General features: G+C 66.9%; 26 protein-coding genes. 21 read left to right on the forward strand and 5 right to left on the reverse strand.

The genetic code is table 11. The features are described 5' to 3' along the window. Window positions 1–181 precede the first annotated feature (181 nt). Complete coding sequence (locus tag ACPEH2_RS13295; protein ID WP_359920352.1) at window positions 182–1,174, reverse strand: LacI family DNA-binding transcriptional regulator; 993 nt, start codon at window positions 1,172–1,174, stop codon at window positions 182–184. A 118-nt stretch (window positions 1,175–1,292) separates the two neighbouring features. Between ACPEH2_RS13295 and ACPEH2_RS13300 the strand changes: the two genes are divergently transcribed. The 3 genes from ACPEH2_RS13300 to ACPEH2_RS13310 are packed head-to-tail and all read left to right on the forward strand — an operon-like array spanning window position 1,293 to window position 5,622. After that, entirely contained in the window at window positions 1,293–3,083 is a 1,791-nt protein-coding gene (locus tag ACPEH2_RS13300; protein WP_359920349.1) for a lipase family protein, read from the forward strand. A 35-nt stretch (window positions 3,084–3,118) separates the two neighbouring features. After that, complete coding sequence (locus ACPEH2_RS13305) at window positions 3,119–5,101, forward strand: M13 family metallopeptidase (protein WP_359920346.1); 1,983 nt, start codon at window positions 3,119–3,121, stop codon at window positions 5,099–5,101. Window positions 5,102–5,106: 5 nt separating this feature from the next. After that, entirely contained in the window at window positions 5,107–5,622 is a 516-nt protein-coding gene (locus ACPEH2_RS13310) for a 2'-5' RNA ligase family protein (RefSeq protein ID WP_359920565.1), read from the forward strand. A gap of 147 nt (window positions 5,623–5,769) precedes the next feature. Here the strand turns inward: ACPEH2_RS13310 and ACPEH2_RS13315 are convergent, their stop codons facing one another. Next, the gene (locus ACPEH2_RS13315) at window positions 5,770–6,351 is read right to left on the reverse strand and encodes a recombinase family protein (protein ID WP_242088785.1); all 582 of its coding nucleotides are present in this window, start codon (window positions 6,349–6,351) and stop codon (window positions 5,770–5,772) included. Between the two features lie 347 nt (window positions 6,352–6,698). Here ACPEH2_RS13315 and ACPEH2_RS13320 point away from each other — a divergent pair, with 347 nt between their 5' ends. From ACPEH2_RS13320 to ACPEH2_RS13335, 4 genes are all read left to right on the forward strand, one after another. Next, window positions 6,699–7,763 carry a hypothetical protein gene (locus tag ACPEH2_RS13320; RefSeq protein ID WP_359921440.1) on the forward strand — a complete coding sequence of 355 codons (1,065 nt, stop codon included), beginning with the start codon at window positions 6,699–6,701 and terminating at the stop codon, window positions 7,761–7,763. Window positions 7,764–8,032: 269 nt separating this feature from the next. Further along, window positions 8,033–8,626 carry an RNA polymerase sigma factor gene (locus tag ACPEH2_RS13325; RefSeq protein WP_359921442.1) on the forward strand — a complete coding sequence of 198 codons (594 nt, stop codon included), beginning with the start codon at window positions 8,033–8,035 and terminating at the stop codon, window positions 8,624–8,626. Further along, complete coding sequence (locus ACPEH2_RS13330) at window positions 8,592–9,680, forward strand: CU044_5270 family protein (protein WP_359921445.1); 1,089 nt, start codon at window positions 8,592–8,594, stop codon at window positions 9,678–9,680. Before ACPEH2_RS13325 ends, ACPEH2_RS13330 begins: the two co-directional genes overlap by 35 nt. 514 nt (window positions 9,681–10,194) lie before the next feature. Next, window positions 10,195–11,556: a restriction endonuclease gene (locus ACPEH2_RS13335; RefSeq protein WP_359921309.1), complete on the forward strand. Its 1,362-nt coding sequence runs from the start codon at window positions 10,195–10,197 to the stop codon at window positions 11,554–11,556. On the opposite strand, the gene ACPEH2_RS13340 is transcribed toward ACPEH2_RS13335, so the two are convergent. After that, window positions 11,553–12,158 (reverse strand): hypothetical protein, encoded by a 606-nt coding sequence (locus tag ACPEH2_RS13340; protein ID WP_359921312.1) that lies wholly within the window; start codon window positions 12,156–12,158, stop codon window positions 11,553–11,555. The genes ACPEH2_RS13335 and ACPEH2_RS13340 overlap by 4 nt on opposite strands. Before the next feature lie 269 nt (window positions 12,159–12,427). On the opposite strand from ACPEH2_RS13340, the gene cmtR (ACPEH2_RS13345) reads away from it, so the two are divergent. The 12 genes from cmtR (ACPEH2_RS13345) to ACPEH2_RS13400 all read left to right on the forward strand — a co-directional run bounded on the left by cmtR (ACPEH2_RS13345) (window position 12,428) and on the right by ACPEH2_RS13400 (window position 23,108). After that, window positions 12,428–12,787 (forward strand): Cd(II)/Pb(II)-sensing metalloregulatory transcriptional regulator CmtR, encoded by a 360-nt coding sequence (gene cmtR, locus ACPEH2_RS13345; RefSeq protein ID WP_359921314.1) that lies wholly within the window; start codon window positions 12,428–12,430, stop codon window positions 12,785–12,787. Continuing rightward, entirely contained in the window at window positions 12,784–14,709 is a 1,926-nt protein-coding gene (locus ACPEH2_RS13350; RefSeq protein ID WP_197491836.1) for a heavy metal translocating P-type ATPase, read from the forward strand. Before cmtR (ACPEH2_RS13345) ends, ACPEH2_RS13350 begins: the two co-directional genes overlap by 4 nt. After that, window positions 14,709–15,317 (forward strand): cadmium resistance transporter, encoded by a 609-nt coding sequence (locus tag ACPEH2_RS13355; RefSeq protein ID WP_359921316.1) that lies wholly within the window; start codon window positions 14,709–14,711, stop codon window positions 15,315–15,317. The genes ACPEH2_RS13350 and ACPEH2_RS13355 overlap by 1 nt, the downstream gene beginning before the upstream one ends. Beyond that, window positions 15,314–15,589, forward strand: a complete 276-nt coding sequence (locus ACPEH2_RS13360; protein WP_359921319.1) for a signal peptidase II — start codon at window positions 15,314–15,316, stop codon at window positions 15,587–15,589. The genes ACPEH2_RS13355 and ACPEH2_RS13360 overlap by 4 nt, the downstream gene beginning before the upstream one ends. A 27-nt stretch (window positions 15,590–15,616) precedes the next feature. Further along, a complete protein-coding gene (locus ACPEH2_RS13365) occupies window positions 15,617–16,036 on the forward strand; it encodes a hypothetical protein (RefSeq protein ID WP_359921322.1) in 420 nt (139 codons plus the stop codon). Between the two features lie 109 nt (window positions 16,037–16,145). Continuing rightward, window positions 16,146–16,787 (forward strand): TlpA family protein disulfide reductase, encoded by a 642-nt coding sequence (locus tag ACPEH2_RS13370; RefSeq protein WP_423718885.1) that lies wholly within the window; start codon window positions 16,146–16,148, stop codon window positions 16,785–16,787. After that, complete coding sequence (locus tag ACPEH2_RS13375) at window positions 16,784–17,533, forward strand: cytochrome c biogenesis CcdA family protein (protein WP_359921325.1); 750 nt, start codon at window positions 16,784–16,786, stop codon at window positions 17,531–17,533. The genes ACPEH2_RS13370 and ACPEH2_RS13375 overlap by 4 nt, the downstream gene beginning before the upstream one ends. A gap of 124 nt (window positions 17,534–17,657) precedes the next feature. After that, a complete protein-coding gene (resB, locus tag ACPEH2_RS13380; RefSeq protein ID WP_359921331.1) occupies window positions 17,658–19,235 on the forward strand; it encodes a cytochrome c biogenesis protein ResB in 1,578 nt (525 codons plus the stop codon). Next, window positions 19,232–19,888 carry a DsbA family protein gene (locus ACPEH2_RS13385; protein WP_359921333.1) on the forward strand — a complete coding sequence of 219 codons (657 nt, stop codon included), beginning with the start codon at window positions 19,232–19,234 and terminating at the stop codon, window positions 19,886–19,888. The genes resB and ACPEH2_RS13385 overlap by 4 nt, the downstream gene beginning before the upstream one ends. Beyond that, window positions 19,860–21,446: an apolipoprotein N-acyltransferase gene (gene lnt / locus ACPEH2_RS13390; protein WP_359921335.1), complete on the forward strand. Its 1,587-nt coding sequence runs from the start codon at window positions 19,860–19,862 to the stop codon at window positions 21,444–21,446. Before ACPEH2_RS13385 ends, lnt begins: the two co-directional genes overlap by 29 nt. Then, entirely contained in the window at window positions 21,439–22,449 is a 1,011-nt protein-coding gene (gene ccsB / locus ACPEH2_RS13395; protein ID WP_359921337.1) for a c-type cytochrome biogenesis protein CcsB, read from the forward strand. Before lnt ends, ccsB begins: the two co-directional genes overlap by 8 nt. 197 nt (window positions 22,450–22,646) lie before the next feature. Further along, entirely contained in the window at window positions 22,647–23,108 is a 462-nt protein-coding gene (locus ACPEH2_RS13400) for a signal peptidase II (protein ID WP_359921340.1), read from the forward strand. A 34-nt stretch (window positions 23,109–23,142) separates the two neighbouring features. Here the strand turns inward: ACPEH2_RS13400 and ACPEH2_RS13405 are convergent, their stop codons facing one another. Beyond that, a complete protein-coding gene (locus tag ACPEH2_RS13405) occupies window positions 23,143–23,733 on the reverse strand; it encodes a vitamin K epoxide reductase family protein (protein ID WP_359921342.1) in 591 nt (196 codons plus the stop codon). A gap of 69 nt (window positions 23,734–23,802) precedes the next feature. Between ACPEH2_RS13405 and cmtR (ACPEH2_RS13410) the strand changes: the two genes are divergently transcribed. Next, entirely contained in the window at window positions 23,803–24,162 is a 360-nt protein-coding gene (gene cmtR / locus ACPEH2_RS13410; RefSeq protein WP_359921345.1) for a Cd(II)/Pb(II)-sensing metalloregulatory transcriptional regulator CmtR, read from the forward strand. Beyond that, on the forward strand, window positions 24,159–24,764 hold the full coding sequence (locus ACPEH2_RS13415; RefSeq protein ID WP_359921348.1) for a cadmium resistance transporter: 606 nt from the start codon (window positions 24,159–24,161) through the stop codon (window positions 24,762–24,764). Before cmtR (ACPEH2_RS13410) ends, ACPEH2_RS13415 begins: the two co-directional genes overlap by 4 nt. A gap of 64 nt (window positions 24,765–24,828) precedes the next feature. Here ACPEH2_RS13415 and ACPEH2_RS13420 read toward each other — a convergent pair whose 3' ends face one another. Further along, window positions 24,829–26,049: a cytochrome P450 gene (locus tag ACPEH2_RS13420; RefSeq protein WP_359921351.1), complete on the reverse strand. Its 1,221-nt coding sequence runs from the start codon at window positions 26,047–26,049 to the stop codon at window positions 24,829–24,831. Window positions 26,050–26,173 lie beyond the last annotated feature (124 nt).

Consider the following 26,173-nt stretch of genomic DNA (forward strand, 5'->3'; position numbering starts at 1 on the left):
GCCGGTCCGGCACCAACCGCGGAGAAAACTCACGCAGCCGCATCGGATCGCCCCCGGCGGGCAGATGGCGGCCGAATCTCCGCGGTTGTTGCGGGCCGAGCCCGACCCCGAGCCCCGACCCCGAGCCCCGACCCCGAGCCCCGACCCCGAGCCCCAGCCCTAGCCCCGACCCCCGCCGGCCTCAGCCGCGCGGCGCGGCGGTCGACGCGCGCGCGACGAGCACCGGTTCGGCGACCTCCGCCGTGGCCGGCAGGCCCAGCGCCTCGGCGACCACGCGCCGTGCCTCGCCGGCCGTGTCGACGTGCACCGTGGTGAGCGCGGGCGTGTAGAAGGCGGCATCCGCGTTGTCGTCGAAGCCGGTGACCGAGACGTCCTGCGGCACCCGCAGCCCTTCGGCGACGAGGCCCGCGATGAGCCCGAGCGCCATCTGGTCGTTCGCCGCCGCGACCGCCGTCGGCCCGTCCTCGCGGCGCACCGCCTCGGCCACCTCGCCCGCGAGAGCCGCGCCCGTTGCCGCGCTCCAGTCCCCGCGCCACATCGCCGCGGGACGGATGCCGGCGGTCGCCAGCGCCGCCTCGGCACCCTCGTCGCGGGCCGTCGCCTCGAGCCAGTCCGCCGGTCCCGCCAGTAGCGCGATGCGGCGGTGGCCGAGCGCGACGAGGTGCTCGATCGCGAGCGCCGCGCCGGCGCGCTGCCGCTCGGCGCCCGCACCGGTGTGCAGCGCGGCGAGCGGGGTCCCGCCCGCCACCTCGCGCAGCGCGGGCAGCGTCGCGGTGTGCGCGGCGACGACGATCAGCGCGTCGACCCCTTGCGACAGCAGGCGCTGGGCGGCATCGGTGACGGATGCCGGGTCCGCGGCATCCGCGTAGGCCGTCGCCAACCAGCGGTCCGCCTCGCGGGCCGCCGCGTCGAGCGCGGCGATGCCGGCGCCGGGGCCCCACAGGGTCGCGTCCGAGGCGACGACGCCGACGGTGCGGGTCGTCGAGGTGCCGAGCGCTCGGGCGGCGTTGTTGACGCGATAGCCGAGCTCGGCCATCGCGGCCTCGACGCGGGCCCGGGTCTCGGGGCGCAGGTTCGGGCTGTCGTTGATGACGCGCGACACGGTCTGCGTCGACACCCCCGCCCGCGCGGCGACGTCGCGCACGCCGGCGCGTGTCGTCCCGGCCCGTCCCATGGCGCTCACTGTAGCGGGCGCCATCTCACGTCGATGCGCTCGCTGTCGAGCACTCGGGCGCATCCGGCCCACGCGGTTAACGTGGAGGATCGACGCCGACGCACGGAGGAGGGACCGGATGCGGCTGCTGCAGCGCCTCGCGCTCGGACGCTTCTACGCGCGCCTGCCCGAGTGGGTGCGCCTGGTCGTCGCGGCCTCGGCGGTCGTGCTCGGCGTGGTCATCGTCATCCGGCCGACGACGGCGCTCGGCGTCCTCGCCTGGCTGATCGGCGGCGGCATGGTCCTCACGGGGGTCATCGAGCTGACCGGCCGCGACACGGAGGGGGTGCGTCCTCGCTGGCGCACGCTGACGGGCGGCGCGTGGCTCGTCGGCGGGCTCGTCGTCCTGCTGACCCCGGGGCTGACCGTGCGCGTCGTGGCGACCCTCGTCGGCATCCTGCTGCTCGTCGCGGGCGCGCTCGGCGTGATCGCGGTCTTCGCGAAGGGGCGCACGATCGATGCGCGCATCGCGGATGCCGCCTTCTCGGTCTCGGGCGTCATCTTCGGCGTCCTCGCGTTGTTCTGGCCCGACATCACCCTGCTCGTGGTGGCGGTCGTCTTCGGCGCGCGCCTCATCATGAGCGGGGTCGCCGACCTGTGGACGCGGGTGCGCCGTCGCCGCGACACCGAGCGGGAGCTCCGCCACCAGCCGCAGCGCCTGCGCCGCTGGGGGCGCACGGTCACGGCCCTCGTCTCCGTCGCGCTCGCCGTCACGACCGCGCTCGTCACCGTGCCGCTCCGCGAAGGATCGACCGTCGTCGACGACTTCTACGCGGCCCCTCGCGACATGCCGGGGGAGCCGGGGCGCCTCATCCGTGCCGAGCCGTTCACGAACGGCATCCCGGTGTCGGCGACGGCCTGGCGCATCCTCTACACGACCACCGGCGTCGACGGCGAGGTCCGGGTCGCGAGCGGTGTCGTCGTCGTCCCGAAGGAGGGCGACGGGCAGTGGCCGATCATCGACTGGAACCACGGCACGACCGGCTACTCCGAGCACTGCGCACCGTCGCTGCAGCCGCGCGGGCTCTGGTCGGGCGCGCTCTACAACCTGCCGACGATCATCCGGCAAGGGTGGGCCGTCGTGGCGACGGACTACATCGGGCTGGGCACCGAGGGCCCGCATCCGTACCTCATCGGTCCTCCCAGCGCGACGGCGTCGCTCGACGCGGTGCGCGCCGCCCGCGAACTGCAGGATGCCGACCTCGGCGTCCGCACGGTCATCTGGGGGCACTCGCAGGGTGGCGGCGCCGCGCTGTGGGCGGGGGCGATGGCGCGCGAGTACGCGCCCGAGCTGTACGTGCAGGGGGTCGCGGCGCTGGCGCCGGCCAGTGACCCGCCCGCGCTCGTGCAGAACATCTCGAGCGTCACGGGCGGCAGCATCTTCGCCTCGTATGCTTTCGCGTCGTTCTCGTCGATCTACGACGACGTCTCGTACGACGACTACGTGCGGCCGGGCGCCGACACGGTGCTCCGGCAGATGTCCGAGCGCTGCCTGTCCGACCCGTCGATCGTCGTCTCGGTCGCGGCGGCGCTCGGCATGAGCGGCGATCCTCGCCTGTTCTCGACACCCCCGGCATCCGGTCCGCTGGGCGTCCACCTGCGCGACAACGCGGCACCGCTCCGGCAGAATGCGCCGCTGCTCATCGCCCACGGCGGGGCCGACAGCGTCATCCCCGTCGCGACGCAGACCGCGTACGTCGATCGGATGTGCCGGGCCGGTCAGGTCGTCGACTACCGGATCTACGACGGGTACGAGCATGCGGCCGTCGTCGAGCGCCCGTCGCCGCTGCTCGACGAGCTCATCGAGTGGACCGCGGCGAGGTTCGCGGGTGACCCCGTGCCCGAGGAGTGCTCGACCACGAGGGAATGAGCCCCGGATCGGAGAGCGCCCATAGGGTGGGACGCATGACCGAGAACACCCTTGCCTCCGGCATCCAGCTCGACGGACTGAGTGCCGACATCCGGCCGCAGGACGACCTGTTCCGCCACGTCAACGGCGCGTGGCTCGAGCGCACCGAGATCCCCGAGGACAAGGCGCGCTGGGGGTCGTTCCACCTCATCGCGGAGCAGGCCGAGAAGGACGTCAAGACGATCATCGAGGAGTCGACGGATGCCGAGCCCGGCACCGAGACCCGCAAGATCGGCGACCTCTACGCGAGCTTCATGGACACCGCCGCGATCGAGGCGAAGGGTGCTGAGGCGATCGCGCCGCAGCTGACGTACGTCGACCAGGTCACCGGCATCCCGAGCCTGCTGCAGACCTCCGGAACCCTGGAGCGCGAGGGCGTCGCCGGCGTGTTCAGCACCTACATCGAGCCGGACCCCGGCAACCCGCAGCGGTACATCCTCTTCCTCGTGCAGGGCGGGCTCTCGCTGCCCGACGAGAGCTACTACCGCCTCGACACCTTCGAGAAGACCCGTGCGGCCTTCCGCGCGTACGTCGCGACGGTCTTCGGTCTCGCCGGTGTCGCCGACGCCGAGGCGCAGGCCGACCGCGTGCTCGCGCTCGAGACCGAGATCGCGTCGCACCACTGGGACAACGTCCGCAGTCGTGACGCCGTCGCGACCTACAACCTGATGAGCTGGGATGCCGCGGTGCAGCTCACCGGCGTCGACCTCGCGCCCTGGCGCGACGCCGTCGCCCCCGGCAAGGCGGGCGTCATCGAGGAGGTCGACGTCAACCAGCCGAGCTTCTTCGAAGGACTCGGCACCCTGCTGGTCGAGGACCGGCTCGAGGACTGGAAGGCGTGGCTGCGCCTGCAGGTCATCCGCGCGTCGGCACCGTTCCTGTCGCAGGCGTTCGTCGACGCGAACTTCGCGTTCTACGGCACCGAGATGACCGGCGTCCCGGTCAACCGCGAGCGCTGGAAGCGCGGTGTCTCGCTCGTCGAGGCCGCCCTCGGCGAGGCGGTGGGCAAGGTCTACGTCGAGCGTCACTTCCCGCCGCGCGCGAAGGAGGAGATGGACGTCCTCGTCGACAACCTCATCGAGGCGTACCGGCAGTCGATCTCGTCGCTGGAGTGGATGACGCCCGCCACGCGCGAGCGCGCGCTCGAGAAGCTCGAGGCGTTCACGCCCAAGGTCGGCTACCCGGTGAAGTGGAAGGACTACTCCGACCTCGAGATCGACGCATCCGACCTCATCGGCAACGTCCGCCGCTCGAACGCGTGGCAGCACGACCAGCAGCTCGCAAAGCTCGGGGCGCCGATCGACCGCGACGAGTGGTTCATGACCCCGCAGACGGTCAACGCCTACTACAACCCGCTGATGAACGAGATCGTGTTCCCGGCGGCGATCCTGCAGCACCCGTTCTTCGACATGGAGCGCGACCCGGCCGCCAACTACGGCGGCATCGGCGCGGTCATCGGTCACGAGATCGGTCACGGCTTCGACGATCAGGGCAGCGCGTTCGACGGCACCGGTGCCCTGAACGACTGGTGGACCGACGAGGACCGCGACGCGTTCACGGAGCGCACGAAGACCCTCATCGAGCAGTACAACGCGCTCGTGCCGCAGGGGCTGTCGTCCGATCACACGGTCAACGGCGCGCTGACGATCGGCGAGAACATCGGCGACCTCGGCGGCCTCGGCATCGCGATCAAGGCGTACCGGCTGCACCTGGAGAAGGCCGGTTCGACGGATGCCGACGGTCCCGTGATCGACGGGCTCACCGGCATCCAGCGCCTGCTGCTGAGCTGGGGGCAGATCTGGCAGCAGAAGGGGCGGGATGCCGAGACGATCCGTCTGCTGACGATCGACCCGCACTCGCCGAACGAGTTCCGCTGCAACCAGATCGTCCGCAACATCGACGAGTTTTACGCGGCGTTCGACGTGACCCCGTCGGACGAGCTCTGGCTCGACGAGGACAAGCGCGTCACGATCTGGTGACCGCGATGCGCGGCGCGCCGGTCGTCAGCATCGAGCTCGAGTTCGATGCGGCGACCGAGCGCGCCGTGCGCGCGGAGTGGCAGGCGCTCGCCGACGCCGGGCTGTCGAGTCTCGCCGCGCACACGTCGCCCTCGAACGCGCCGCACGTGACGCTGCTGGTGCGTCCGTCGGTGTCGCTGGCGTCGGTGCCGTTGCCGGCCGCCTTCCCCGTGACTCTCGGTGCGGTGGTGCTGTTCGGCGCGGGGGAGCGGCGGGTGCTCGCACGCTCGGTCGTGCCGTCGGCCGGGCTGCTGTCGCTGCACGCCGCCGTGCACGAGGCCGCCGGTCCCGGCGACGACGCTCCGCACACCGCCCCGGGCGAGTGGATGCCGCACGTCACCCTCGCGCGCCGGCTCAAGGTCTCGGACCTCGAGCGCGCGCTGCCGCTGCTCGGTGAGCCGATCGTCGGTGTCGCTCGCGGACTCAGGCGGTGGGATGCGGCAACCGCCTCCGTCACCGAGCTGGGGGTGTTCGCACGCTGATCTGGGACCGCGCCGAAAACTTGCCGCAGAGGTTTCGGCGCGATCCGGTTTGGATGGGGGTTTTCGGTGGATGCATCTGTGACTTTTGCCGATAAATGGCGGCGTTCTGTGATCGCTCTGTGTCGCATCGGCGGGCCGAGCGCAGCACTAGTCGGATAGGGCGCGGGACCTTCTGTAGAACGTCGCGCGGGACATTCCAAGATCGCGGGCGACTTGAGCTGCGGGCTCACCGCTCTGGACCAGGCGAAGAGCGTTGCGGATCTGACTGTCGGTTACCCGACGCGGGCGACCGCCGAGATCCTTCCCCGCGGCCCGGCGCTTGCTGATCGAGTCGACGATCCGCTCTCGCTTGATGTCGTGCTCCATCTGCGCCAGCGCAGCCATGACCGTGAACAGCATGGACCCCATCGGGGTTGAGGTGTTGACGTCGCCGCCGCCGAGGTTCAGCACGCGAAGGCCCGCGCCGCGGTCGCGCAGCTCCTGTGCGAAGCCGAGCATGTTCTGCGTCGATCGGCCGAGCCGATCCAAGGTCGTGATGATGAGCGTGTCTCCGGCCTCGAGCGCATCAAGCGCGCGATCGAACTGCGGACGGGATGCCCTGGCCCCGGAGACGCCGTGATCGACGTACAAGTCGTCGCGCCGGACGCCGGCACCCAGAAGGTCAGTCTCCTGCCGATCCGTCGACTGCGGCCGCGTCGATACCCGCGCGTATCCAATCAGTTTCGTCACGATGCTCCAGGTGTCTCATAACTGACGTTGAGTACCTGAATCCAACCATGCAGTTTCGACACATGGTTATGAGAATCGCCGTCCCCGAGATATTCCGCCGTCCTCCTGCGATCCTGACCGAGCTGGCGAGACGTCGCGTATCCCTAGGGTTGTGAGGCACCTACGGTGTCGCGTATGAGGCGCCTGCGCGGGCAGGTTCACCGAGCGGGGCATACGGACACCAGGGTGACGACGGCCGCGCGACGCCCCGATCAGGCGACCGGCAGCCCGCTTGTCGACCGGCATCCGCGCGGTAGGTATGCGCGTTAGCCCACACGGACCGCGAACGATCTGAGACGCTGAGCTTCATGAGTTTCGAGGAGGCTGGTTGGTTCGAGGTCGGCGCTGAAGACGCGCCGATCATAGTGAGCCTCGATTACCCGATGGCTGTGATCCGGTCGCGGGGCGCGGACGATGTGATCGTGTCGTGGCCGGACCTGGATGTTGGGCCGCGGGCGGTGTCGGTTACCGTGATGGGTGCTCCGACAGGCGCGTGGGTGTTCTATCGTCCGGAAGAGTCGGAGGATGCCGAGTTGCCGGACGGCGCGCCCGCCGCTGTGCATATCGCCGGCGATGGTCGTCTGACAGAGTTCACCGGCCTCACCGCTCGCCACGCACTCGGGCCGACGAGGCATGGACTGTGGTTGATGACCAGCAATCTGCCCAACCCCGACATTCAGAGCGCATGGCGCGAACTTCAGCAGGTGACGGTTCTGCAACCTGGCGGACATGCGCGAAAAGTCACGGTTGAGGGAGTGCCCGCATTCGCCCTCGATCACGGCGGATCTGCGCGAGTGGTCCTTCACGATGGTGCGCCCGCGACGAAGAGCGCAGGCTGGGGCGGGCGGACATACATGTACAGCTACATCGGCGTCCCCCTCGGTGACGAGCTCCCCGACGAGATACGCCCGTCGGGGCGCGACGCCGAACGCTTTGACGACCAGGAACTGTTCACGGCGATGGAAACGGCAGTGCCCCGATCACCCGCCAGTCCCCCCGCGCACGCTCCTATCTCCTGGGATATGGTCCAGCTGAGCGACACCGAAAAAGAGGCGGCCGTGAAGTCGGTGCTGCGCGAGTTCGATCACCTCGACCACTACTGGCACAGCGCAGATGGCAGCACCGGTCCACTTGCGCGTGGGCTCCGCGATCCCCTCGTCGAAGTAAACGGTCAATGGCCCCACACACGCGTCGACGTGTCCTTCACCCACCCGCACTACCCGGCAGGCCGGCTCCGCCGATCCATCCAGGTCTACGACACAGCCGGCCGGATACGCCCCGCCACGTACGCATCCATCCACCTCATGGAAGACCTAGACACGATGGCACCGCCCTCCACCGAACACGCTCGCAACGGCGTCCAGCACATTTAGTCCATCGCGGCCAGCCCGCAACAGGTCGCGCGCTGAAGGACCGGCTTTCGGGCGGTGCTGATCGGTGTCATCGGACCCTGTCCGGCGCACTCATCACCGGAATTCGCGGGACTCACGGCCTTCCGGATTCACTTTCGGGCCCACGCTCTCGCGCGCTTGCCTTCGTGGCGTCGCTGTTGTCGTTGCTGTGCTTACCGGCACGTCGTGACGTCCGATCGAGCGCGTGTACTGGATCGTGAACTCGAACGGGACAAATGAGCAATACAGACGTGAGCACAGACAACGAGGTGATCGAACGCTCGGCCGATGAGCCGGGTGCGTTCGCGCTGCTCTTCGATCGACATGCGCCAGTGATCTACCGCTACGCGGCGCAGCGGCTGGGAGAGGGCAGCGCCGAGGACGTGATGTCGGAGACGTTCCTCGTCGCCTTCGAGAAGAGAGCAGCGTACGACCTCGCGGTCGTCGATGCTCGCCCCTGGCTGTTCGGGATCGCCACCCGCTTGATGCATAAGCATGTGCGGCTGGAAGCGCGGGCGTGGAAGGGCATGGTTGCGGATCTCGCGGCGCAGCTCTCGCCCGACGTGATCGAGCAGGCGGGTGCGCGGTTGGACGCTGCGCGGCTCACGCGGCGCTTGGCTTCGGCGCTGCGTGGTCTGCCTGCGTCCGACCGCGACACCCTGCTGCTGTACGCGTGGGGCGACCTCGACTACGCGGGCGTCGCACGCGCTCTCGACGTGCCGATTGGCACCGTTCGCTCACGACTCAACCGTGCCCGCCGCATCCTGCGGACCGCGGCCGGCACGACCGATCCCGAGATGGAGAAGGAACATGGACGAGTTGACGCTGCTGCGCAACACGCGTAGCGAGGCCGCACCACCGGAAGCGGCGCTGAACCGGGGGCGCGGCGCGCTCCTAGCCGCAGCCGCCGGCTACGCCCAGCCGCACACCAGCACGCCACGCCGACCGAAACGCGCTCGGCGTTTCGCGATCAGCGGGCTCAGCGCTGTCGGCGCCGCGGCGCTCGTGGCGGGGCTCGTGTTGACGGACGTGGTCGGTTTTGCGGGGTGGCGCGGGGGCGCGGATGCAGCTGCCGCAGCCGTCCTCGATGAAGCCAGCTCCGCTGCGATCGCCTCGATTGACCCGGTGGTGCAGCCCGGTCAATACCTAAAGGTCAGGACGGTGGGAGTGCACCTGTCAAGCGGGGGCAATGGTGACGTCGTGGCCTCGTACCAGTACGCGTCCGATGACACCCTCTACCGTCCCGCGGATCCGTCCGACGACTGGGTATGGGTGCGCGGTCCGCAGTCCATCGCGGCGACCTTCGGTCCAGAATCGGAGGAGATCGCGAACGAGTGGTGGGACGGGGTGTCGTCGTCGGACACGTTCGAGGCTGGAGATCTCCTTCGAGCGCCGGGCGGCGCGTTCTACGGGGGCTCATCCGGGGCGGGATTCGCGGACTTGGACGAGCTTCCGCGAGACCCGTACCGTCTGCTCAACTACATCTACCGTGTCACCCTCGGCGCTGGCCCTTCACCCGACACCGAAGCGCTCGTCTATATGGCGGACCGGCTCCGAATCGGGAACGTTCCTGCGGATCTGCGCGCTGCGATGTATAAGGCCGCGGCCATGATCCCTGGCGTGACCTTCGTCAGTGATCAAGCCACCCTTCAGGGTCGAACGGGGATCGCGATCGGGCGGGTCGAGGAGGCATGGGGCACTCGCGTAGACATCATCATCGACCCCGACACCGGTACTTTCATCGGCGATCGCGAGGTGCTTCTCCGGGATCAGGATGGAATCCCGGCGGGAACCGCCGTGTCATGGACCACCGTCACTTCTTCGGTTGTCAACGAGGCGCCGGAGGGTGGATCGGTGTGCGGGAAGATGACCGTCAATCCCGAAACGGGAGAATGCTGAGTGGAGCTATCGTCGGGGTCGAGCCGGCGAGCCTCATCCTCCCGCCGACAGAAACTCTCCTGATCCCGCTCGAACTCCACCGGCCATCTGGCATGAGCGACCAGAGCTGACACCACCGCATCAATCCCCCTCGCGAGTCGCGAGGGGGATTGATGCGGTGAAGTGCATGCCGCCACAGTGAGCTCGTACAGCCGAACATTTGCACCCACCCGGGTGACACGCTGCTCGAATAGCTCATGCGGCGCGCAGAGGGATCCCTACCGGGCACCCCACTGCGCCAAATAGCGATGAAGATTCACCGCCATGAAGCGATCAAATTCACAGATGCATCTTCGGCGTGTCGCGTTCGTCTGCGGTGCTTCGGTCGGGCGTACCGAAAACGATCGTTTCCGGCCGAGTCGCGATCGGGCCGCGATGACGTCTGTCGAAAAGGTGGTGCGTAACCGCCTTTCGGCGGGGGTTTTCGGCAGATCTGTTCTCGGTGCGTGGGGGTGGCGAGACCTAGCATGGGGCCGTGCACGGTACGAAGGCGGTCGCCCCTGATGCGGTGTTGATGGCCGCGCTGTTGCCCGCACAGGTGCGGCTGAAGCGTGAGCGGCCCGGGAACACGATCTGGCTCGTTGATTCGGCGGCGCCTGTGGCGGCGTACAACCCCGACTACTTGTCCGAGTTGACTCCTGGTCATGCCGAGACCGCCCGCCGAGACCGCCCCGGTGAGTTGATCGACGCATTCGAGTCAGACGACCATCCGCTGATCGCCAACTTCATCGTGATCCGCGAGGCGGCTGCCGTCGTTGCGAGGATTGAAGGGCGGCGTCTCGCAGAGACTCTGGGGAGTGGGACTGACTTCGCGGTCGCGCTGCCCGAATTGCATTCCATCGGATCCGGTCTTGCGAGCCTTGTCTGCGCCGGGAGCGCGAGCGCCGATTCGAGCGTGCAATCCGGGATCGGTCGAGTCATCGCAGACCTGACTGGCAGGTTCTCGGTTGCCGCATCGATCTCGTTCGTTCTCAACGCGTATGGGGTCGGTCGCGCTCAATACAGCGCCGCGGAGACGGACCGATGGCCGATCCAAGCGGCCAGCGATCGCCTGTCCCTGGGGCAGTACCAGGCATTCGGGAACTTCAGCCGCGACCCCCGACCGATGATCGAGGTGCTCGACGCTGCGGGGTCAAGGGCGGTCGCCGGCTATGAGGCTGGCCCGTGGAGTCTCATCCGGTCATTCTTCTGGGACAGCCGCGACACGCTGGCCGCGCAGATCCCCGCCAATCTCCTACCGGCGAACCAGCAGTGGAAGCAGATCCCCAGCATCGAGCAGATTGCTGGGACGCTCGCTGAGATGTCGACCTTCCGCATCGAACATCGAGCACCGGCGTCATTGGCCACGGTGAAGGAGACGCGGCGCGCCGCGATCCTCGACGATCTCGCTGGGCACTGGGCACGATTCGACGTCACCCCGCCACTCCCTGCGGTCACGAGTGCGGTCCGGCCGGCCGCTCATCCGTACGGTGTCAGCCCTCGAGGCGCAGAGTTCCTGTGCCGCGATTGGATGCGATTCCTCGGCATCGCCGACGCTGAAGTCACCCGATCGCACTCCGATGGAGGGGTCGACGTCACTTCCAGCACCCACGTCGCGCAGGTCAAGCACTACACAGGGTCGGTCGGTGCCCCGGAGGTCCAGCAACTCGTCGGAGTAGCGCACACCACGCGCCGTGAACCGATCTTCTTCACGTCCGGCAAATACACCCCCGCCGCACTTGCAGCGGCCGAAGCGGTCGAGATGCCGCTCATCCGCTACTCCGCGGAAGACGGCACCATCGAAGGCGAGAACACCGCGGGCACCCGCCTCGTACGGTTCGGTGCAGAGGTGCGTTAGATCCGCGAGGGGAGCCGCCCGGGATATACCCAACGGTCGCTACTCAGATGGGAAACAACGTCCAGACCATATACCGCGAGCCAGTTGTGGTCCGATCGTGCGTCTAGAGCTCTCTTAATCTCGTACCGAGAAGCGACGGCAATCCTGCTGACCGCATTCAGATTCTTTGCGGAAGCGAGGAGGAGTGCAGGAAGTCTCGACTCATCTGACTCGCGGTCGGCCACCAGATCAGGAGCGGCTTGTCGCCAAAGCGTGAATCGTGGGTACTGCAAGAGCTCCAGTTGGTCGAGCTCGGGCGAGGGCCCGCCTACGGATGCTTCAGCGAACGTGGACACGAACACGCTGTAGGTGTGGCGATCGAGGGTGTTCCGGAACATGCCAGCCAGCAACTCGTTTCCGGCTAGGCGGACCCTAAGATCCCCGCTGGAATGATTCCGATATCGCTCGCTCAGAGCGTTTCCGTGAAACTCATCAAGTTGTGGGATCACGTACTTGTCGACATCGGACGGATCGTCGCGGCTGCCATAGCCGTTCAGTTCAGCTCTACCCCGAGGTTCGGGGAGCTTCGGCTGGTCTGCCGGCCGTCTTGAGAAGAGCCCCACACGCCGAAAGCTACCAAAGCTTCCGCTGTTGCGACTCTCCTTGAGCTGCACTGTTACTACTCGCCGTAATCGTCCCCGCCGAAAACGATCGTTTGCGGCGCGGTGAGTGAAGGCACACCAGATCGAATGCCAGAAACGTGCGCCGTAAGCGGGTTTCGGTAGGCGTATTCGGTGGGGTGTGAGCCGGATGTACTTACACCCAGGCCCCAGAGATGTCGCCTGGGGTGAAGCCGTTCCAATAGGTCATCAATCACTGTATAGTTCAGTGTGTGCTGACTATTTCCTCACGCCTCGATGTCATGAACCGGCTCGGCCGGGCCATGGCCGATCCCACGCGTTCCCGAATCCTAATGTCTCTGCTCGGTGGACCGAGCTACCCGGCTGTGCTCTCTCGTGAGCTGGAGCTGACGCGTTCGAACGTGTCGAACCATCTCACCTGCCTGCGTGACTGCGGGATTGTCGTTGCCGAGCCGGAGGGTCGCCAGACTCGTTACGAGATCGCCGACCCGCATCTTACGGCTGCGCTCGTCGCGCTCGTGGACGTGACGCTGGCGGTCGCTGAGCACGCGCCGTGCGTGGACTCTGCGTGCACGGTGGCTGGCTGCTGTGGGACGGGGGCGGACGCGTGAGCGCGGCGTGTGGCTGCGAGCACGAGCCTGCCCAGCCTGCCACTGCGGCGGAGGATGAGACCGAAGAGGTTGTGCGGCCCTGGTGGAGGGACCGTGGGATCATGGTGCCGGTCTTCTCCGGTGTCGCATTCCTGGCCGGTCTGATCCTTGAATGGTCCGGCCTCGAGATCCCGGCGCTGGTGTTGTTCTGGGCCGGTCTGCTCCTCGGTGCGTCGACGTTCACGCCCGGCGCGATCCGGAAACTGTTCAAGGGCAAGCTCGGTATCGGGCTGCTGATGACGATCAGCGCGATCGGCGCGGTCATCCTCGGCTACGTGGAGGAGGCTGCGGCTCTGGCGTTCTTGTACTCGATTGCTGAGGCGCTCGAGGACAAGGCGATGGACCGTGCCCGGGGCGGGCTGAGGGCGCTGCTGAAGCTCGTGCCGGAGACAGCGACCGTGCTGCAGAACGGCGTCTCTGCGCAGGTGCCCGCGAGAGAGCTGACGGTCGGCCAGGTCATGGTGGTCCGTCCCGGCGAGCGGATCGCAACCGACGGGATCGTCCGTTCTGGCCGCTCCAGCCTGGACACCTCGGCGATCACCGGGGAGTCGATCCCCGTCGAGGTCGAGCCCGGCGATGCGGTGTCGGCCGGTGCGATCAACAGCGCCGGCGCGCTGGAGGTCGAAACGACCGCTGCGGGCACCGACAACTCGCTCACCACGATCGTGGAGCTGGTCGAGAAGGCGCAGACCGAGAAGGGCGAGCGTGCACGTCTCGCGGACAGGATCGCCCGCCCGCTCGTACCCGGCGTTCTGATCCTCGCAGCGCTCGTCGCGATCATCGGGTCGCTGCTGGGCGATCCAGAGGTGTGGATCACCCGCGCGCTTGTCGTGCTGGTCGCCGCTTCTCCGTGTGCGCTGGCGATCTCGGTGCCGCTGACGGTCGTCGCCGCGATCGGCGCAGCAAGCAAGTTCGGCGTGATCATCAAGTCCGGCGCCGTCTTCGAGCGCTTCGGCACGGTCCGCCACGTCGCGGTCGACAAGACCGGCACCCTCACCCGCAACGAACCTGCGGTCACCGCGGTGCTCACTGCGAACGGCGTGACCGAGACACAGGCGCTGGCCTGGGCGGCCGCACTGGAGCAGCACAGCACGCATCCCCTTGCCTCTGCGATCACCGCCGCGGCCCCGGGCACACCGGCAGCTGCAGATGTGACCGAGCAGGCCGGGCACGGCATCGACGGCACTGTCGGCGGATCGAGAATCACCGTCGGCAGTCCTCGCTGGCTGGACGCGGGCGACCTCGGGAAGCAGGTCGCGGAGTTGGAGGAGCAGGGCATGACCGTCGTGATCGTCCACCGCGACGGAACCCCCGTCGCCGCGATCGGCGTCCGCGACGAACTGCGCCCTGAAGTCCCCGAGGTAGTCCGGACGCTCACCAACCAAGGCGTCGGCGTGACGATGCTCACCGGAGACAACGCCCGCACCGCTCGTGCACTGGCCGCGCAGGCCGGGATCAGCAACGTGCGCGCGGAACTGCGTCCCGAGGATAAGGCAACCGCGATCGGCGAGCTGTCAAAGGCGGGGCCGGTCGCGATGATCGGCGACGGAATCAACGACGCACCGGCCCTCGCTGGCGCAGACATCGGTATCGCGATGGGCGCCACCGGCTCCGACGCGGCAATCGAATCCGCCGACGTGGCCTTCACCGGCCATGATCTGCGCCTCATCCCGCGAGCGTTCGATCACGCCCGCCGCGGTCGACGGATCATCAACCAGAACATCATCCTGTCGCTGCTGATCATCACTGCACTGCTCCCGCTCGCGCTCTTCGGCGTCCTGGGGCTCGCGGCCGTCGTCCTGGTCCACGAGGTCGCGGAGGTCATCGTGATCCTCAACGGTCTGCGCGCCGCACGCACCCGCACGCCACGACTGGAAAGCTGATGCTCGCAACTATCGGTTCAGCGATCGGCCTGTTCGCGGCAACCAACATCGACGACATTGTCGTGCTCACCGTGCTGTTCCTGGCTTCCAGTCGAGGGAAGCCCCGGCCGTGGCAGATCGTCGCGGGCCAGTATCTCGGGTTCATCACCCTCGTCGTGATCAGCGTGATCGCCGCTCTCGGTCTCACCATCGTTCCGGACGAATGGGTCGGTTTCCTGGGTCTGATCCCGCTCGGCATCGGCATCTGGACGCTCATTCGCGGCCTGCGCCGTAACAGCGATGACGATGATGACGACTCCAAGATCACCGCGGTCGGACTATGGGGCGTCGCAGGGATCACGATCGCCAACGGGGCCGACAACATCTCCCTCTACACGCCGATCTTCCGCACCAGCGCCCCCAGCGACGTCGCGATCATGATCGTCGTATTCCTGATCCTCGTCGCGGTCTGGTGCGCGGCCGGCCGGCTGATCGGCACCAACAAGGCTGTTACCGAGGGGCTGGAGCGCGTCGAGCACTGGCTCGTACCGGCCGTGTTCATCGGCCTGGGCCTGTTCATCGTGATCGAATCTGGGGTCATCGTCCGTCTGATCGAGGTGCTCGCATGACCTCCTCCCAGTCAGAGGCTCATCCGCCCGCTGCGCGCAAGCTGTCGTCGACCCGGCGGCGGCAGCTCACTGGTGGAGCGCTCTTGATCGCCGTGGTCGTCGTGCTGATCGATCAGGGAACCAAGGTGTGGGCCGAAGCGACCCTCACCGACCGTGAGCGCATCCCGCTGATCGGTGACCTGCTGGGTTTGCAGCTCGCCTATAACCTAGGTCAGCATCCGCTGACTATACACCTGATACTGTTTGATAGATCGTCTTTCCCGATTTCTTGAGCACCACCGAGCGTAGGAACGTCCGCAATGATCCGCCCCTCCTCCTTTGACCGCGCTCTCGCTGCGCGCGTGGGTTGGCCGGTGGCGAAACTGCTCGTAGGGCTGGGGCTGGTCGTGGCGCTTCTGATGGGGTCGTGGGCGGCGACGTACTCCGAGACCGAGGGCCTTGCAGCCACGCCGATGGCGGAGATGACGGTGACAGACGGTTCGGGAGTCGTACCGGCGGCGACAGCGGGTGGGCACGCTGGTGAGGCCGGTAATCTCGGTGCCGCCCTGTGCCTGCTGGGAGTGGCATGCTGTCTGGCGCTCGTCGTGCTGGCCCGGCGGGCACCGTCCCGCACGTTCAGTGTCGAGCGTGTCGCAGGGATACTGCGTGAACGGATCGCGGTCCCGTCGTCCCGAAATCCGGTGCTCACTCTTACGCAGCTGCGCGTTTTTCGAACCTGATCCACCACTCAACACCCTTTCACCTGTGAGAGCGAGCGGATTCTGGCGCTGCCAGACCGCCGCCTGTTGAGTTCTGGTATTGGAGAACGTCATGGCAAACCCATTTCGGGTGACTTCCGTCACCCGCGCCGTCCCCCCGGTTGCCCATCGGAGATCCTGGCGCGCGTTCCGTGCGGCCGCCGCGATGCTCGCCGCGACCGCTGTACTCGCGGTCGCAGGGTGCACATCCCAGGACGGGCTGGCCGCCACGGCAAACAACGGCACCGGTTCCACCAGCGTTGACGAGCGCATCGTCGAGATCTCCCCGGATAAGCGTGGCGAGACAGTGGTGTTCGCCGGCGTCGACGAGCGCGGCAATCCGGTCAGCAGCGACGACTTCGCCGGCGAGGTGTACGTCGTGAACTTCTGGTATGCCGCGTGTGGCCCGTGCCGGGTCGAGGCTCCTCTGCTCGAAGAGGTGTGGCAGACCTACCAACCCGAAGGGGTGGGGTTCATCGGGGTGAACATCTACGACCAGCCCGCCACCGCGCTGTCGTTCGCGGAGGACTACGGGATCACCTACCCGAGCGTGATCGACATCGTCGACGGGAAGACGAAGCTCGCCTTCGCCGCGGTCACCCCCATCCAGGCGACCCCGACGACCCTGGTGATGGACCGGCAGGGCAGGGTCGCCGCCCGGATCATCGGGCAATTGCCGGCCGCGTCGATCCTGTCCACCCTCGTCGCGGACGCGCTGGCGGAGAGCCAGTGAGCGCCGAAGGGTTCATCTTCGACGGCGCGCTATGGGTGGCCGTGCTCATCGCCATTCTCGCTGGTCTCATCTCCTTCGTCTCCCCATGCGTCCTCCCGCTCGTTCCCGGATACTTCGGCTACCTCGGGTCCTCCCTCTCCAGCTCCCCGACACAGACACCCGCTGTCGGTCGCGGGCGGCTGCTCGGTGGGGTCGCGTTGTTCGTCGCCGGTTTCACCCTTGTGTTCATGACCGTCACGGTGCTCGGTGGGGTGGCGGGGCTGTTCTTCCTCGAATACGCGAACATTCTCACCCGGGTGCTCGGAGTGGTCGTCATCGCCTTGGGACTGGTGTTCATCGGCGCATTTCCCCGCGCGCAACGCACCCTGCGACCCCGCTTCCGCGGCAACCTGGGCTTGCTCAGCGCACCGCTGCTGGGCATCGCGCTCGGGATCGGCTGGACCCCCTGCATCGGTCCGACGCTGGCGGCAATCATGTCTGTGTCCTGGAACCTAGGCGATCCCGGCCGTGCCGCGCTTCTCGGCCTGGCCTACTCCCTCGGACTGGGCATCCCGTTCTTCCTGCTCGCGCTCGGACTGGGTTGGGCCACCCGGTCGGTCACCTTCCTCCGCCGTCACATCCGCGTGGTCAACATCATTGGCGGCAGCCTGCTCATCGCCCTCGGGGTGTTGATGGTCACCGGCATCTGGGGCGCCTTGATGTCCGTTCTGCAGGGGGTGATGCTCAGTGTCACGCTCCCTCTCTGACCAGCTCCCCACGGACCCCTCCCGCCCCGCCGATCACATCGACCAGGACGAGACGGACACGATCACCTCCCCGACGCTGGGACCCGTCGAGTGGCTGCGGTGGGGGTGGCGGCAGCTGACCAGCATGCGCACAGCGATCCTGTTGCTGCTCCTGCTGGCGATCGCTTCAGTTCCCGGCTCGATTTTCCCCCAGCGCACCGCGGATCCCAACGGCGTTCTCCAATACTTCCGAAACAACCCGGAACTGGCCCCGATCCTCGACGGACTTCAGGTATTCGACCTGTACAACTCCGCCTGGTTCTCCGCCATCTACCTGCTGCTGTTCATCTCGCTGATCGGCTGCATAATCCCTCGCACCCGGCACCACTGGAAAGCCCTCCGCACCCGGCCACCACGCACCCCGGCACGTCTCAGCCGGCTGAGCGCCCACCTTCTCGCAGACGTCCCGGCAAACGCCGAGGACCCCGCCGCGGACGCGGCGGCCACGATCACCGCCGCAGCCGCCGATCTGCGCCGCCGCGGATACCGCGTCGAGCGGTACGACACCGCACGGTCTTGGTCGGTGTCGGCCGAGCGAGGGTACCTCCGGGAGACCGGCAACCTGGTTTTTCATGCCTCCCTGGTCGGGGTGTTGGTCGCCGTGCTCGCCGCCAGCGGCTTCTCCTATACCGGGCAGCGGGTCATCGTCGAAGGGACCACGTTCGTCAATACCCTCAACGACTACTCCTCGTTCACCCCGGGCAGGTTCGTGGACGGCACCCAGCTGGACCCGTACTCGCTGACCCTCGACAGCTTCGACGTTAGCTACGTGCCACCGGGAGTGCCCGGTGCCGGCCAAGCAGGCGACTTCGCCGCGAACCTCACCATCCGCGACGCCCGCACCGGGACACAGGACACCGAAAGCGTGCGCGTGAACTACCCCATCACCGTCGGCAGCGACCGGGTCTATCTGCTCGGCAACGGCTACGCACCCACCATCACCGTCCGAAACTCCGAGGGCGCGGTCGTGTACAGCGAGTCTCAGCCGTTCCTCCCGCAAGACAGCATGATGACCTCGCTCGGCATCATTAAGGTTCCAGACGGGCTTCCCGAACAGGTCGGGCTTGTCGGTTTCTTCTATCCCACCCAGGGCGCTCTTGACACGGGGGCGTTCGCCTCGGTGTATCCCGACGTGGTGAACCCGGTCGTCACGTTCAACGTGTTCTCCGGCAGCCTCGGCATTGATGACGGGGTGCCCCGGTCGGTGTACACCCTCGACACCAGCGGAATGACCCAACTCACCGGCGGCACGAGCGGTGCCGAGTCGATCCAGCTCACTCCTGGGCAGACCGCCGACCTGCCCAATGGGTGGGGCACGGTCACCTTCGAGGACGCGTCCGGCGGCACGAATCCCCTGGCGGCGGTGAAACGGTTCGCGTCGCTGGACATCAAACGCGACACCGGCGGTCCTTGGGTGCTCGCCTTCGCCACCCTCGCCACACTGGGTCTGATCACCGGCCTTCTCGTTCCCCGACGCCGCGTGTTCGTCAAAGCATCCGTCACCGGCGACCCGGACGAGCCCACCCTGCGCCTGGAATACGCCGGTCTCGCGCGCGGAGAGGACCCGCAACTGCCCGACGCGATCGCCGGCATCCGCAACGCCCACCTCGCCGCCCGTGATCGCCCGAGCTCACGGACACCCAGCCGAAGGAACCCACGATGAAGACCCCCATGAAAGTGACCCTCATTGCGATCGCCGCCGTGGTCGTGCTCGTCATCGGCGCGATCATCTACACGGTCTCCGCCCGCCCTCAAGCGCCCGCAGACGACAACGCCGCGGACGCGTTACCGGGTGCCCGCAGCAACTCCCACGTCCTGGACAGCGCCGGCCCGAACGCGCCGACCCTGGTGGAGTTCCTCGACTTCGAATGTGAGGTCTGCGGGGCGTTCTACCCGTACGTCGAAGAGATCCGCGAGCAGTACGACGGACAGATCAACTATGTGTTCCGGTACTACCCGATCCCCAGCCACTACAACTCGATGAACGCCGCCCTCGCGGTGGAAGCGGCCGCGCAGCAGAACCAGGTCGAGGACATGTACCACCGCATGTTCGAAACGCAGGCCGAGTGGGGCGAGCAGCAAGTCCCCAAAGCTGACCTGTTCCGCAGCTTCGCCGAGGACCTCGGCCTGGACATGGCCGCCTACGACCAGGCGGTCGCGGACCCCGCCACCCGGGAGCGGGTCGAGGGAGACTTCGCCGAAGGGCAGCAGATGGGTGTGCAGGGCACGCCCACGTTCTTCCTCGACGGCGAACGACTCGAGCTCAACCAGCTGACGGATCTCACCGATGCTCTCGACCGCGCCCTCGCTGACTGACGCGGCGGCGGGGGCATCTCCCGCCGCGCGCCGGAAGGTACCGCTCTGGGCGGCGCTCCTCGTCGCCGCGGCTGCTGGTGGGCTCCTGGACCTGTCCTTCCCCGCCGTGGGGTGGTGGCCGCTCGCGTTTGTGAGCATCACGATCGCGTTGTGCACGATGATCGGCCGCAGCATCGGTGGCGCGTTCCTGGTCGGTATTGCCTTCGGTGCCGCGTTCTTCTTCACCCACCTGGTATGGGTTGGGACCTTCCTCGGGCCCGTCCCCTGGGTGGCGTTGGCAGGCCTGGAAACGGTGCTGTTCGGGGTCGGTGCGATCCCTCTCGCCCTCGCCTACCGATGGACCGACCGCGCCCGCGGACACACTGTCCTGTGGTTCGTCGGGGTGCCGCTGCTGGTGGCGGGGTTGTGGAGCGTGCGGGAGCTGGTGATGGGGTCCTGGCCATACTCAGGGTTCCCGTGGGCGCGGATCGGGATGAGCCAAGCGAACGGCCCGCTCCCGGAGGCGGCGTCCTGGGTCGGGGTGACCGGGCTGAGCTTCCTCATCGTCGCCGCCTGCGCGTGCCTGGTGCAATGGTGGCGGGCTGGCGGGTTCCGGCGCCTGCGCGGCATCCTGCCCGCCGCGGCGATCGTGACCGCTCTGGTGCTCGTGCCGCAGTTCCCCACCGGGGACGCGGGCCGGATGGACATCGGCTGGGTGCAGGGCAACGGGCCCTCCGGATACTTCGATGACCGCACCCCCGGGGATGTGCTGGCTGCGCAGACGGCCGCGACCGACCCGCTGCTGGGGAAGGACATGGATCTGCTGGTGTGGCCCGAGGGTGCCGTCGACAGCGACCCTCTCACCGACCCGGCCACCGCCCGGCGGCTCACCGATCTCGTCGCCCGGGCCGGCGCCCCGCTGCTCACCAACGCCGCCACCGCGCGCGGCGGTGACGTGTTCAACACCTCGATGCTGTGGGACGGGCAGGGCACCCCGCAGTTGCATGACAAGGTCAACCCCGTCCCGTTTGGCGAGTACGTCCCGGACCGGTGGTTCTACGAGCGGATCGCGCCCGACCTGATCGGAATGATCCAACGCGAATACACCCCCGGACAGAACCCCCCGTTCGTGACCGTCGACGGGGTGAAAGTCGGACTGGCGATCTGCTTCGACGTCATCTACGACTCCGTCATCTGGGACGGCGCCCGCCAGGGCGCCCAGGTCTACGTGTTTCAGACCAACAACGCCGATTTCCGCGGCACCGACGAGAATCTTCAACAGCTCGCGTTCGCCCGGATGCGTGCGATCGAGACCGGCCGTGCCGTGGTGAACGTCTCCACCGTCGGCACCAGCCAAGTCATCGCCCCGGACGGACAGATCATCGACGGCGCCGGCGTCGACCAGGCAGCCGCGGCGATCACCCGCGTCCCGCTGCGCGAAGGGCTCACCCCCGCCGTCGTGCTCGGCGGTGCCCTCACCGCCCTGATCGCCCTCGGCGCGATCACCGGTCTCACCTTCGCCGGAATCAGCCACCACCGCCACCGCCACCGATCTGCACGAGGAGCAACCGATGCCTGACCCCGAATCCCTGACCCTGGACAGCATCTCCCTGCTGCTGGTGTGGACCGCGATCGCCGTGTACCTCCTCGCGTTCGTGGCCTACGCCATCGACCTTGCACAACGCTCGGTACGCCGCGACGAACCCCAGAGGGTGCACACGCTGGTGACCGCGGGCGGAGACACACAGAGCACAGGCGACGAACGCGCCGCGCTGAACGAGGTCCGCACCCGGCCAGGTCAGCGGCAACGTCTGCTCTGGGCGCGAATCGGCACCGTCCTGACCGGGTTCGCGTTCGTGTTCCACCTCGCCGGCACCATCGGGCGAGGACTCGATGCGGGAAGGGTCCCGTGGGCGAACATGTACGAGTTCGCGCTCACCGGGACATTGCTGATCGTTGCGGTCTACCTGGCCGTGCTCCGCCGGTACGACCTACGATTCCTGGGCTCGTTCCTCATCGGAATGGTCGCGTTGCTCCTCGGCGGGGCGACCCTTGCGTTCTACGTCGAAGTCACCCCGCTGATGGACCCGCTCAAAAGCGTCTGGCTCGTCATCCACGTCTTCGTCGCCTCCCTCGCTACCGCTCTGTTCGCGATCTCCTGCGGCCTTTCCGCCACGCAACTCATGCAAACCCGGCGCGAACGACGGGCTGCGGGCAACGGCAAGGAAACGAAGAGATCCGGCCTGGGATACCTGCGCACGCTTCCCAGCGCGGAGGCACTTGAATCCGTGGCGTACCGGTTCGCGATCGTCGGCTTCATCTTCTGGACCTTCACCCTGATCGCCGGATCAATCTGGGCCAACGATTCCTGGGGACGATACTGGGGATTCGACACGAAGGAAGTATGGACGTTCGTGATCTGGGTGCTCTACGCCGGCTACATCCACGCCCGCGCGACCCGCGGCTGGCGCGGCACCCGCTCCGCATGGCTGTCGATCATCGGCTTCACCGCCGTCCTCTTCAACTTCACCATCGTCAACATGTTCTTCAAAGGCCTGCACGCCTACTCCGGCCTCAGCTAACGACCAACGTTCGACTTTCAAAGGACATTTTCCTCAATGCTCACACCACTGTTCGATCCCGAGTGGTCTCCACGTTCGCGGGCGGGGAAGGACACGGAAGCTCGGCACGGCGTTTCCTCGGCCTCCGTCGTGCGGGGCGCACGATGAGGCGGCGTCGGAGCTGGAGATTGGCCGTCGCGTGCCTGGTCGCACTTGCTATGACTGTCGTGGACCAGGGCACGAAAGCCCTCGCGCTCGCACAGCTAAGCGAGCAAGAACGCATTCCACTGATCGGCGACGTGCTGGGGCTGCAGCTCGCCTTCAACCCCGGCACCGTCATGTCTCTCGGCTCGAGCAGCACCTGGGTGTTCACTCTGGTCGGAATCGTGGCAGTGATCGCCTTGCTCTACGCCGCCTGGCGGGCGACATCCACGCTCTGGGCGGTCGCCATCGGTTTCGTCTGGGGTGGAGCGATCGGCAACCTCATCGACCGTCTCTTCGCCCCTCCAGGGTTCGGCCGCGGTCACGTCACCGACTTCCTCGCCTACGGCAACCTCTTCATCGGAAACATCGCCGACATCGCCATTGGAGTCGGCGTCGGACTCGGTATCCTCCAGATGCTCCGCACCAACCGATCCCAGCCGCGCAGCGAACATCCGGCCGCGACCCCCACCCCATGAGAAGTAACCTCGGCCCGAAGATGGGTCATTCGCGCTAGATGATGCTCGCCAGGACATTCAGGCGGAGCTGAGCGAGCACCGCGACAACCAGGTACGCGGCGACCGTCACGAGGGTCATCCACGGCCACAACAACGCACCGACTCGTCTTGCTCTGCGACCAAAGACACCTTCACGCAGGTTGCGAGCGGTCACGAAGAAGAACAGCGGCAGCGTCGTCAGCCACACCACAAGGCACCAGGGGCAGAGCGTACCCAGCACGTAGATGCTCTGCCCAATCAGCCAGACCACGAACCCAAAAGCTCCTGCGACACCGATGTTGAACAGCATCCAGAACCAGCGCGCGAAGTGTGGGACCGCCCACACCGCGACGCCGACACACACCACGAGCGCGAACCCGACCAGTCCGAGGAACGGATTGGGAACCCCGAATGCGGCTCCCTGAGCGCTGTCGAGGTTCGCGGAGCATTGCACCAACACGGAGAAGTCGCAGCTGAGGCCCGTATCGGGGTTGGTCAGCTTTTCGATCTTCTCGATGGACAGCGCCATCGCTGCCGTCAACCCGATGGCGCCAGACAGCATGAGGAACAAGCCGAAGAAGAATTCACGGCCGACGAACTGTGACAACTTTCACCCATCGCGAGATCTTGTACGGGACAGTTAGTGATCATACAGTGAACCGTGTATGTTCATCATGTGCTGACTATAACTGACCGTCTGGACGTGATGAACCGACTCGGCCGAGCCATGACCGACCCCACACGCTCACGAATTCTCATGACCCTGCTTGACGGCCCGATCTATCCCGCGGCACTCGCCCGCGAGCTGGACCTCAGCCCGTCCAACGTGTCCAACCACCTGACCTGCCTCCGAGACTGCGGCATCGTCGTCGCCGAGCCCGAGGGCCGCCGAACCCGGTACGAGGTAGCCGACCCCCGTCTGAGCCGGGCGCTTACTGCGCTGCTGGACACGACCTTGGCCGTTGACCATGCAGCCGGGTGCATCGACCCCTCCTGCGCGGCCCCGGAATGCTGCACGATGGAGGCGACCGCATGATCTTCCTCTCCATCCTGCAAGCGATCGGCCTGTTCCTTGTCACGAACATCGACGACATCATCGTGCTGTCGCTGTTCTTCGCCCGCGGCGCGGGACAACGGGGCACGACCGCTCGAATCCTGGTCGGGCAGTATCTGGGATTCGCCGGCATTCTCGGCGCGGCCGTACTCGTAGCTCTCGGCGCCGGAGCATTCCTGCCTCCAGAGGTCATCCCCTACTTCGGCCTGATCCCTTTGGGGTTGGGGCTATGGGCGGCCTGGCAGGCATGGCGTCGACGTCACGACGACGACGATGACGATGAGGGCAAGATCGAAGGCAAGAAGGTCGCCGTCTGGGCTGTAGCCGGAGTCACCTTCGCAAACGGCGGGGACAACATCGGGGTCTACGTGCCGGTCTTCCTGAGTGTCGGACCCGCCGCCGTGGTCGCCTACTGTGTTGTGTTCCTCGCGCTCGTCGCGGTCCTGGTGTACGTCGCCAAGTTCATCGCTACCCGACGTCCGATCGCGGAAATCCTGGAGCGCTGGGAGCACATCCTGTTCCCGATAGTTCTGATCGGCCTCGGTATTTTCATCCTGATCAGTGGCGGGGCATTCGGGCTCTGACCACCAGAACGAAGCAGGCCGAGCCGGGACCGACGTTCCGATCAGCAGCGTTCACCCGCAGTGGTTAGGCGGGAATGAGCACAAACCCGTCTTCGGGTTGCGCCGGGAATCGCCGTAGGTCGACTCGAAAGTCCTGGCCCGGGACTGTGTACTCCGCAGTGGCCAGCCGTCCCACAGCGGAAGCGAGGAGGTCCACCGTCGCCGGTTCGCCCGGACAGCGGTGGCCGTCCTCGTAAAAACCACCGCCTTGCGGCACAAGCGCGTTGTGGTGCGGCTCACTCGACATGAATCGGGCGGGAGCAAAGGTGCACGGATTTGACCAGAGCTGAGGATCACGATTGGTGGCGAAAAGATCAAGGATCACCCAATCACCGCGCGTAAATCGGACACCGTCCCATTCCATATCGCGCGCGGCGGTCCCGCCGACCACGGGGAAAAACGGCGTAGTGCGGCGCACTTCCTGGGCGAAGGCGAGACGGGTCTCCTCGTGCTCGGCGACACGCGAACGCCATTCGGGATGAAGATGCAACGCGAGAGCCGCGAACACGATGAAGCGCGCAATCGCAACAGTGGGTCGAAGCAGGTTCAGGAATTCCACGGCTGCAGTACGCTCGTCGAGCAACTGACCGTCTGCGTCCCGATGACCTGCCACTCTGGCCGCGATGGTCTCTGGCGTCGCGTCGCGGAGCACCTGTCGCGCCCATGCTTCGGTACGCAGCCGGAGCGCCCGCCCTCGCAGGTTTCGTGGTCCGAAGGAGCCTGCGCCATCGATCATCCCTGCAAACTCGGACGCTCTTCGATCAAGGTCGCGGTCGCTGAGCGGAATTCCCGCCCAAGTGCACACCCCAGCGGTCAGAGCGCGCCCAGCCAACTCCAGCAGAGATACGCGGTTTCCGGACGCCGCGGCCCATTCCTTCTGCCACGCCTCCGCGACATGGCGATCCAGATCGATGCGAGCTGACGCATCGAGCACGTCAATGAAAAGTGCCTTACGATTCCGGTGCTCATCCCCGACGAGGGTCTGCACGCTTCCCGCATCCTGCAACGAGTGCTTCACGGAGCGAGGCATCGCCCGATCCCGAGTAAATCGGTCACCCTCGTAGAAGAAGCGCACCCAGCCGCTGCCGCGGGCGAAAGTTACACGTCTCCCCATCAGGCGAGTCGTGAACGCATCGCGTCCCACCGCATCGAACCCGTGCTGCCCGAACGCGTACCCGCGCACGAGGAACTCGAGCGTTCGATCGATGGGAAGAACGGGAAGCGCAGATCTCCTATCCTCGGGCATGCTCTGACGGTATTCGCGAAGTTGTTTATGTTGAGCCGCCCCCTTCATTCGGTCCGGACGTTCTGTGAGTCGTCGGTTTCCATTTGATGGGTGCACTGTCGAGCGTACTCGGCTGGGGGTAGGT

The organism is Microbacterium sp. NPDC064942, assembly GCF_049545525.1.
Taxonomy (GTDB): Bacteria; Actinomycetota; Actinomycetes; order Actinomycetales; family Microbacteriaceae; genus Microbacterium; species Microbacterium gawkjiense.

Bases quoted from the DNA above. Each gene is read 5' to 3' on its own strand.
- ACPEH2_RS13295 (WP_359920352.1), bottom strand. From the start codon at position 1,174: ATGGGACGGGCCGGGACGACACGCGCCGGCGTGCGCGACGTCGCCGCG.
- ACPEH2_RS13310 (WP_359920565.1), top strand. From the start codon at position 5,107: ATGCGCGGCGCGCCGGTCGTCAGCATCGAGCTCGAGTTCGATGCGGCG.
- ccsB (WP_359921337.1), top strand. From the start codon at position 21,439: ATGCCTGACCCCGAATCCCTGACCCTGGACAGCATCTCCCTGCTGCTG.
- ACPEH2_RS13330 (WP_359921445.1), top strand. From the start codon at position 8,592: ATGGACGAGTTGACGCTGCTGCGCAACACGCGTAGCGAGGCCGCACCA.
- ACPEH2_RS13385 (WP_359921333.1), top strand. From the start codon at position 19,232: ATGAAGACCCCCATGAAAGTGACCCTCATTGCGATCGCCGCCGTGGTC.
- ACPEH2_RS13320 (WP_359921440.1), top strand. From the start codon at position 6,699: ATGAGTTTCGAGGAGGCTGGTTGGTTCGAGGTCGGCGCTGAAGACGCG.
- ACPEH2_RS13415 (WP_359921348.1), top strand. From the start codon at position 24,159: ATGATCTTCCTCTCCATCCTGCAAGCGATCGGCCTGTTCCTTGTCACG.
- ACPEH2_RS13360 (WP_359921319.1), top strand. From the start codon at position 15,314: ATGACCTCCTCCCAGTCAGAGGCTCATCCGCCCGCTGCGCGCAAGCTG.
- ACPEH2_RS13420 (WP_359921351.1), bottom strand. From the start codon at position 26,049: ATGCCCGAGGATAGGAGATCTGCGCTTCCCGTTCTTCCCATCGATCGA.
- lnt (WP_359921335.1), top strand. From the start codon at position 19,860: ATGCTCTCGACCGCGCCCTCGCTGACTGACGCGGCGGCGGGGGCATCT.
- ACPEH2_RS13300 (WP_359920349.1), top strand. From the start codon at position 1,293: ATGCGGCTGCTGCAGCGCCTCGCGCTCGGACGCTTCTACGCGCGCCTG.
- ACPEH2_RS13305 (WP_359920346.1), top strand. From the start codon at position 3,119: ATGACCGAGAACACCCTTGCCTCCGGCATCCAGCTCGACGGACTGAGT.
- ACPEH2_RS13355 (WP_359921316.1), top strand. From the start codon at position 14,709: ATGCTCGCAACTATCGGTTCAGCGATCGGCCTGTTCGCGGCAACCAAC.
- resB (WP_359921331.1), top strand. From the start codon at position 17,658: ATGCGCACAGCGATCCTGTTGCTGCTCCTGCTGGCGATCGCTTCAGTT.
- ACPEH2_RS13400 (WP_359921340.1), top strand. From the start codon at position 22,647: ATGACTGTCGTGGACCAGGGCACGAAAGCCCTCGCGCTCGCACAGCTA.
- ACPEH2_RS13365 (WP_359921322.1), top strand. From the start codon at position 15,617: ATGATCCGCCCCTCCTCCTTTGACCGCGCTCTCGCTGCGCGCGTGGGT.